The organism is Nonomuraea maheshkhaliensis, from assembly GCF_039529435.1.
Taxonomy (GTDB): Bacteria; Actinomycetota; Actinomycetes; order Streptosporangiales; family Streptosporangiaceae; genus Nonomuraea; species Nonomuraea maheshkhaliensis.
In genome coordinates, this window is record NZ_BAAAMU010000133.1 from 20,974 (window position 1) to 29,095 (window position 8,122).

5 protein-coding genes and 3 pseudogenes are annotated in these 8,122 nt (G+C 70.8%); 4 read left to right on the top strand and 4 right to left on the bottom strand.

What is annotated here, in order from left to right; translation table 11 throughout:
- Positions 1-20: 20 nt before the first annotated feature.
- Together ABFX54_RS47345 and ABFX54_RS47350 are read right to left on the bottom strand one after the other, a co-directional pair.
- A pseudogene (locus ABFX54_RS47345) lies at positions 21-1,348 on the bottom strand (metallopeptidase TldD-related protein).
- The gene (locus tag ABFX54_RS47350) at positions 1,345-2,838 is read right to left on the bottom strand and encodes a TldD/PmbA family protein (RefSeq protein WP_346113666.1); all 1,494 of its coding nucleotides are present in this window, start codon (positions 2,836-2,838) and stop codon (positions 1,345-1,347) included. The pseudogene ABFX54_RS47345 and the gene ABFX54_RS47350 overlap by 4 nt, the downstream one beginning before the upstream one ends.
- Positions 2,839-2,915: 77 nt before the next feature.
- On the opposite strand from ABFX54_RS47350, the gene fabG reads away from it, so the two are divergent.
- The 3 genes and pseudogenes from fabG (at position 2,916) to ABFX54_RS47365 (ending at position 5,675) form a co-directional block, all read left to right on the top strand.
- On the top strand, positions 2,916-3,611 hold the full coding sequence (gene fabG / locus ABFX54_RS47355; RefSeq protein WP_346113667.1) for a 3-oxoacyl-ACP reductase FabG: 696 nt from the start codon (positions 2,916-2,918) through the stop codon (positions 3,609-3,611).
- A gap of 1 nt (position 3,612) precedes the next feature.
- Positions 3,613-4,377, top strand: coding sequence for an enoyl-ACP reductase FabI (gene fabI / locus ABFX54_RS47360; protein WP_346113668.1), 765 nt, complete (start codon positions 3,613-3,615; stop codon positions 4,375-4,377).
- Positions 4,378-4,452: 75 nt separating this feature from the next.
- Positions 4,453-5,675: pseudogene (locus tag ABFX54_RS47365) on the top strand (IS30 family transposase).
- Between the two features lie 37 nt (positions 5,676-5,712).
- On the opposite strand, the gene ABFX54_RS47370 reads toward ABFX54_RS47365, so the two are convergent.
- Complete coding sequence (locus tag ABFX54_RS47370; RefSeq protein WP_346113669.1) at positions 5,713-6,363, bottom strand: TetR/AcrR family transcriptional regulator; 651 nt, start codon at positions 6,361-6,363, stop codon at positions 5,713-5,715.
- Positions 6,364-6,445: 82 nt separating this feature from the next.
- Between ABFX54_RS47370 and ABFX54_RS47375 the strand changes: the two genes are divergently transcribed.
- Entirely contained in the window at positions 6,446-7,435 is a 990-nt protein-coding gene (locus ABFX54_RS47375) for a quinone oxidoreductase family protein (RefSeq protein WP_346113670.1), read from the top strand.
- 295 nt (positions 7,436-7,730) lie between these two features.
- Here the strand turns inward: ABFX54_RS47375 and ABFX54_RS47380 are convergent.
- A pseudogene (locus ABFX54_RS47380) lies at positions 7,731-8,122 on the bottom strand (hypothetical protein); the annotation flags it as partial.

Genomic DNA, 8,122 nt, shown 5'->3' on the forward strand with positions numbered 1-8,122 from the left:
GGGGGAGTCAGGGAGCGGGGTCAGCTGGCCTGGCTCACCGTCGACATGTTGAAGTCGGGCACCCGCACCGCCGGCATGATCGTCCGCTGGAAGTAGTCGTTCCACTCGCGCGGCAGCGTGCGCCCGCTCGCCCCCACCTCCGTCAGCCGCCCCAGCAGGTCGACCGGGCTCTCGTTGAAGCGGAAGTTGTTCACCTCGCCCACGACCTCGCCGTGCTCGACCAGGTAGACGCCGTCACGGGTCAGCCCGGTCACCAGCAGCGTCTGCGGATCGACCTGGCGGATGTACCACAGGCAGGTGAGGAGGAGCCCGTGCCGGGTGGAGGCGATCATCTCCTCCAGCGAACGCCCGTCGCCGGGCGCCGACATGATCAGATTGTCGACGCCGGGCGTCACCGGCAGCCCGCTCAGCTCGGCCGAGTAACGCGTCTGCCGCAGCGCCTCCAGTCGCCCGTCCTTGATCCAGCCGGTCGGCCCCAGCGGCAGCCCGTTGTCGAACACCGAGCTGCCCCTGCTGGAGGCGTGCGCGGTCACGAACGGCGCGCACGCGACGCCCTCGGCCCCCGGATCGCTCGACAGCGAGACGGGCAGCGCGCCGAGCTGCTCGCCCACGCGGGTGCCCCCGCCGGGCCTGGCGAACACCGACCGCCCGTCGAGCGCGTCCCTGGCCTCCGCCGACCAGTACAGGTAGATCATCAGGTCGGCCACCGCGCTCGGCGGCAGCAGCGTCTCGTAGCGGCCCGCGGGCAGGTCCACCCGGTTCTTCGCCCACTCCAGCCGCTGCGCCAGCCCGGAGCCGAGCGCGGAGACGTCGACGTCGGTGAAGTCGGGAGTGGACACGCCGGCCCACGCGGAGCGCTTGAGGTCGCCGGACTTGGCGTTGAGCTCAAGCCGCCCGGTCGGCTGGTCGTGCCGCAGCCGCACGCCGGTGGACGTGCCGAGGAACGTCGAGGTCAGCCCGCCGCGAACGCGTCACCGAGCGCGGGCGCGAACGCCTCGAACACCCCGATGTCGGTCGGCCGGACCTCCTCGTCCCAGTGCGGCGCGGCGGCGCCCGCCTCGACCAGCGGGCGGGCGTCCTCGGCCGGCCGCGCCTCGCGCGCCGCCGCGTCGGCCGCCGCCACGACGTCGGCGAGCTGCTCATCGCGTACGGCCGCCCGCGACACCACCCCCACCCCCTGCCCCGCGATCGAGATCACGGTCAGCCGGGACGTGCGGGCGACGCCGTTGGTGGTCAGCGTGTTGCCCGCGAACCGCAGGTTGGCCGTGGACTCCTCGTCCACCAGCACCACGCAGCCGTCGTTGCGGGAGAGCCGCAGCGCCCTCTCCACCATCTCCTGCGGCCTCATTTGCTCCCCTCCTGCACGGTGTTGAGGATCCGGACACCCCGGAACAGCGCCGACGGGCACCCGTGGCTGACCGGCGCGACCTGCCCCGGCTGCCCCTTGCCGCAGTTGAACGCGCCGCCGAGCACGTACGTCTGCGGCCCGCCGACCGCCTCCATCGACTGCCAGAAGTCGGTGGTCGTCGCCTGGTAGGCGAAGTCCTTGAGCTGCCCGTCGAGCCGGCCGCCGGTGATCCGGTAGGCCCGCTGCCCGGTGAACTGGAAGTTGTAGCGCTGCATGTCGATCGACCAGCTCTTGTCGCCGACGATGTAGATGCCCCGCTCGACGCCCGAGATCAGCTCGTCGGTCGAGGGCCCGCCGGGCGCCGCCGCCAGCGACACGTTCGCCATGCGCTGGATCGGCATGTGGCCGGGCGAGTCGGCGAACGCGCACCCGTTGGAGCGGCCGAGCCCCTTCATCCGCGCCATCCGCCGGTCGAGCTGGTAGCCCACCAGGATGCCGTCCTTGACGATGTCGAAGCTCTGCCCCCGCACACCCTCGTCGTCGTAGCCGACCGTGGCCAGGCCGTGGGTGACGGTGCGGTCGCCGGTCACGTTCATCGCGGGCGAGCCGTAGACGAGCTCGCCGAGCTGGTCGAACGTGGCGAAGCTGGTGCCGGCGTAGGCCGCCTCGTAGCCGAGCGCGCGGTCCAGCTCGGTGGCGTGGCCGATCGACTCGTGGATCGTCAGCCACAGGTTGGACGGGTCGATCACCAGGTCGTAGTCGCCCGCCTCGACCGAGGGCGCGGCCAGCTTCTCCGCCAGCAGCTCGGGCAGCCTGGACAGCTCGCCCTGCCAGTCCCACCAGGTGCCGGTCAGGTATTCGTAGCCCCGCCCGACCGGCGGCGCGAGCGTCGACATGTCGTCGAACCCGCTCTCCGACGCCTTCATCGCGTTGAGCTCCGGATGCACCCGCACCCGCTGCTGCGTGGTGGACGTGCCGGCCGTGTCGGCGTAGAACTTCTGCTCCTTGACCTGCAGCAGCCGCGCCGAGACGTGGTCGGCGCCCTTCAGCAGCCCGGCCGACCACTCGGCCAGCAGGCTCACCTTGTCGGCCTGGGCCACCTCGAACGGATCGACGTCGTACGCCGAGACCCACACCGCGTCGGTATGGACCGGTTCGGGCGCCAGCTCGATGGGCTCGCGGTTGATCGGGGCGCTCACCTCGGCCACCCGCACCGCCTGCTCGGCCACCCCGGCGGCGGCCTCGGGCGTCAGCAGCACGCCGGCCGCGAAGCCCCACGTGCCGCCCTTGACGACCCGCACGGCGTAGCCGAGGTCGTCGGCGTCGAGCGAGCCTTCGAGGCGGGCGTCGTAGAGGCGCAGCGTCTCCGCCCTGACACGTTCGAGCCGGAAGTCGGCGTGCTCGGCGCCCAGGTCGCGAGCACGTTGCAAGGCGGCGTCCGCCAGCTGCCGCAGGGGCAGCTCCAGGAAATCGGGGTCGATCTGGCGCATGTCCACGATCCTAACCCCGCGATCTTGTCTCACCCGGACAAGCCGGTACCCGCCGGTAGGGGATAGCGTCAGATCCCATGGCACGCTCTGTACTCGTCACCGGGGGCAATCGCGGCATAGGCCTCGCGATCGCCCGTGAACTCGCCGCGGCAGGCGACGCCGTCGCGGTCACCTACCGATCGGGGGAGCCGCCCGAGGGCCTGTTCGGCGTGCGCTGCGACGTCACCAGCACCGCCGACGTCGAGGCCGCCTTCGACAAGGTCGAGGCCGAGCACGGCCCGGTCGAGGTCCTGGTCTCCAACGCCGGCATCACCAAGGACACGCTGCTGGCGATGATGAAGGAAGAGACCTTCACCGACGTCATCGACGCCAACCTGACCGGCGCCTACCGCGTCGCCAAGCGGGCCATCAGGCCCATGATGCGGCTCAAGCGCGGCCGGGTGATCCTCGTCTCCTCCGTCGTCGGCCTCAGCGGCCAGGCCGGCCAGACCAACTACGCGGCCTCCAAGGCGGGCCTCATCGGCTTCGCCCGGTCCATGGCCCGCGAATACGGCTCGCGCAACATCACGGTCAACGTCGTCTCGCCCGGCTTCGTGGCCACCGACATGACGGCCGACCTCGACACCGAGGCGATCGTGGCCAACATCCCCCTCGGCCGGCAGGCGGCCCCCGAGGAGGTGGCGCGCGTCGTGCGCTTCCTGGCCGGCGACGACGCCTCCTACATCACCGGCGCGGTCATCCCCGTCGACGGCGGACTTGGAATGGGGCACTGACATGGGACTTCTCGACGGCAAGCGGATCCTCGTGAGCGGCGTGCTGACCGACGCCTCGATCGGGTTCGCGGTGGCCAAGCTGGCCCAGGAAGAGGGCGCCACGGTCGTCCTGACCGGCTTCGGCCGGCTCAGCCTGGTCGAGCGCATCGCCAAGCGGCTGCCCGAGCCGGCGCCGGTGCTGGAGCTCGACGTCCAGAACACCGACCACCTCGACACGCTCGCGGCCCGGGTGGGCGAGCACGTCGACGGGCTCGACGGCGTGGTCCACTCGATCGGCTTCGCGCCGCAGTCGGCGCTCGGCGGCAACTTCCTCAACACCTCGTGGGAGGACGTCGCCACCGCGCTGCAGGTCTCGACCTTCTCCTACAAGTCGCTGGCCGTGGCCTGCCTGCCGCTGATGAAGGAGGGCGGGGCGGTGGTCGGTCTCGACTTCGACGCCTCCAAGGCCTGGCCCGTCTACGACTGGATGGGCGTGGCCAAGGCGGGTCTTGAGTCCTGCAACCGCTACCTGGCCCGCGACCTGGGCAAGCAGAACATCCGGGTCAACCTGGTGGCGGCGGGCCCGCTGCGCACGATGGCGGCCAAGTCGATCCCCGGCTTCCGTGAGTTCGAGGACAGCTGGCCGGAGAAGGCCCCGCTGGGCTGGGACCTCGGCGACACCGGCCCCACGGCAAGGGCGTGCGTGGCGCTGCTGTCCGACTGGTTCCCGGCGACGACGGGCGAGATCGTCCACGTCGACGGCGGCGTCCACGCCATCGGCGGCTGACCCGCCCTCCCTTCAAGCCCCGGCCGGTTCTGCAAGTTCTAGAGGTCGTCGCAACACCCCAGCCCAGGGGATGCGATGGACTTCAAGATCCGGAAGAACCGGACAGCGCAGGGGCCGAAGAAGCTCCGGGCCGAGCGGGAGGAATACTTCCGGCTCGTGCGACAGGGCTACAGCAACAGGGAAGCATCCCGGCAGGTCGGCGTTAACGAACGAACCGGGCGTGAATGGCGCAACGGCCGGATGGACCCCAGCCGGTTCCGGCCGCCCGCTCACGGCGAGCGGGCGGCCGTTGCCACTGAGTCGGGCCGCTACCTGTGCGAGGCCGAACGTCTGCACATCGCCGATCGGGTGCGAGAGAAGGCGTCCCTCCGACAGATCGCCCGTGAGCTGGGCCGCAGTCCGTCCACGATCAGCCGCGAGATCAGGCGCAATCGCACACATGTGCGTGGCAGCCAGTGGGTCTATCGGCCCTACGCCGCCCAGGCGCGGGCCGAAGCACGCCGACCCCGCCCCAAGTCCAGAAAGGTCGCGCAGAATGCCGAGCTGCGTGACTTCATCCAGCAGCACCTGGACCGGCGGTGGAGCCCGGAACAGATCTGCCAAGCTCTGCGCAAGGACTTTCCCGAGCGGCCGGAGCTGCACGTGGTCCACGAGACGGTTTACCAGGCTCTCTACGTTCAAGGGCGTGGGGAGCTTCGCCGCAAGGTCGCTCGTGCTCTGCGCAGCGGGCGTATCCGTCGCCAACCGCACCGGCAGGCAGCTCGCCGCAGGTCTCGCTTCACCCACCCGATGGTCATGATCAGCGAGCGTCCGGCTGAGGTCGAGGATCGCGCCGTGCCTGGGCATTGGGAGGGTGATTTGATCGTTGGCAAGGACGGCGGTTCCGCCATCGGCACTCTGGTCGAGCGCAGCACCCGTTACGTGATGCTCGTCCACCTGCCCCACGGCCGCAGCGCAGAGCGGATGCGTGATGCTCTGATCACAACCGTCAAGACGCTACCGGCTCATCTCACCCGCTCGCTGACCTGGGATCAGGGAAGCGAGATGGGCTCCCACGGCGCATTCACCGTCGCTACCGGAATCCCGGTCTACTTTTGCGACCCGGCCAGCCCCTGGCAGCGCGGCAATACTTCCCCAAGGGCACCGACTTGTCCGTTCACACCCGTGAGCACCTGGACGCCGTCGCCGCCGAACTCAACGCCAGACCACGAAAGACGCTCGGCTGGGATACCCCCGCCGAGCGTCTCGCTGGATCACTCACCGCCGACGGCTTAAACGTGGCATATGCCGCACTGTAGCGATCGGGGAGATGGATGGTTTCTCGGCCGGTTCGCCTCAGGAGGGGGCAGGGGCCGCGAGCATCCCGGCGGCCATGACGCGTAGCGACGCGGCCAGCCGCATCGCCTCTCCGCGCTCCAGCAGCCGCAGGACCGGTTCGCTTTGAAGGCTGCCCAGCAGGATGTGCGCCAGCAGTTCTCCGTCCAGGTCGGGGCGCCGCGCGGCGATCAGCGCGCTGGTGTGGCCGTGCCAGAACCGGTAGACGGGATGGTCGTCCCGCGAGTCCGGAACGTGGTCACCGCCTTCGCCCCGGTGCTCGCCGTGCTCCTTCCACTCCGGCCTGGGCGCCGCCGTAGCGGCATGGCCGAGCGCCGCGAGGAGCCCCTTGTTGCGGCCAACGACGTCGACGATCGCGTCCAGAAAGGCCGTCAGCCGCTCCTCGGGCGGGGCGCCGGGCCCCAGCGGCGGAGGTCCGCTCGCCACGGCCTCCTCCAGGGCGTAGGCCCGCTCCTGCATCAGCGCGACCATCAGCCCCATCCGGCTGCCGAAACGATGGAACACCGTGCCCTTACCAACCCCGGCCGCGGCGGCGACCTGTTCCATGGAGATCTGCTCGGGCCGGTGCCGGGCGAGCAACTCCTCGGTCGCCCGCAGGATGGCACGACGGTTGCGTGCCGCGTCAGCGCGTTCGCGACGCTCCTCGATCATCGGCTCCTCTTTCCCGTGGACAACTGGACCGCCGGTCAAGTACGCTCCCTTCGAACTTGACCGCAGGTCCACTTTATCCTCAATGAAGGAGGACGGCATGCGCCGAATCCGTTATCACGCCTATGGCGGCCCCGAGGTGCTCACCATGGAAGAGACAGAGATCCCCCGCCCGGGCCCCGGCCAGGTGCGCATCCGCGCCGAGGCGATCGGCGCCAACTTCGTTGACGTGAAGTTCCGCCAGGGGCCGGAAACCGGCGGGATCTACCGGCGCGACCTGCCCGCCGTGCTCACCGGCGATGTGGTCGGCATGGTCGACGCGGTGGGGGCCGGCGTCGACCCCGGCCTCACCGGCCGGCGGGTCGCCGCGCTGGCCGAGGACGCCTTCGCCGACCAGGTCCTCGCCGACGCCGAATGGCTCGCGCCCGTGCCAGAGGGAATCGACGACGCCACCGCGAGCATGCTGCCGATGGGCGCCCCCGTGGCGCTGGGCACGTTGCGCGCCGCCCGGCTGTCGCCCGGCGAGACCGTGCTCATTCACGCCGCCGCAGGAGGCATTGGCCACCTGGCCGTACAACTCGCCAAGATCGCCGGTGCCGGCACCGTGATCGCCACAGCAGGCTCCCCCGCCAAGCTGGACTTCACCCGCACGCTCGGCGCCGACGCGGCCGTCGACTACTCAGCGGAGGACTGGCCCGACCAGGTGCGCGAGGCCGCGCCAGAAGGGATCGACGTCATCCTGGACTCCGTCGGCGGCCGCATCCTGGTGCGCAGCCTCGACCTCCTGGCACCGTTCGGCCGGGCCGTCGTCTACGGAGCAGCCGGCGGCGGGGCAACCGACATCCCGCTGACCAGCCTTTTCGCAATGAGATCGGTAGCGGGGTTCTCACTGCTCGCCTGGCGCGCCGCCGCACCGAAGCAAGCACGCGAGGACATGGACCAGGTCACACAGCACGCGGTCGAGGGGAGACTACGCGCCAGGCTGCACGCCCGACTGCCGCTCGACAAGGCGGCCGAAGCGCATCGGATCATGGAAAGCCGCTCCCAACTCGGCCGCGTCCTCCTCGTGCCCTGAGTGCAATCATCGACGCGTACCAAGCCCGGAGCCGTGCGGGGTGCGACGGCATGGTCCGAAGTAGGGGATCGCGCTACCTGCTGACCCGGGAATCATGCGCCTGCTGACCTGGAGTGCGGCGACCAACGCCAAGGGCAGTGCCACGCGTGCCCAGCCAAGGGTGATCGCTACCATGAGCACGATCAGCAACGCCGCCCACACGGGTTTGGTCACGTACAGCAACCGATCACCGTGTTGCGACGACCCCTAGAATGCGCCTTCACGCCGCCGGGGCTTGCCTCGTGTGCCGGCCGGCTCAGGCCAGCCGGTGGCGTCCGTTCGAGCCGGCCCGCGCCGGCTCGAACGGGATCGACTCCGTGGGTTCCGTACGGTGCCGCCGCTGCTGCACGATCCGCGTGGCCAGCACCGCCGAGCCCAGCAACGCGATCGTCAGCACCGTCCCCAGCACGTCGGAGGCGGGCGGGCTGGGCCGCACGACCCGCTGATCCTGCATCGGCACCGCGAGCTCGTGCGAGAACGGGTTGGGCCACAGCAGGTCCACCCGGGGCTCTTCGGCGTGGGCCGTCTCCTGCTTCGGCGTGGGCCGGGCGCTCGCCTGCGGCGGCGGGCTCTGCGGGCGGGTGACCCGCGGCTGGGCCGGCGCGGCGGTGGTCGCCGAGGCGGTGGCCGTCCCCTGGCGGGGCCGGC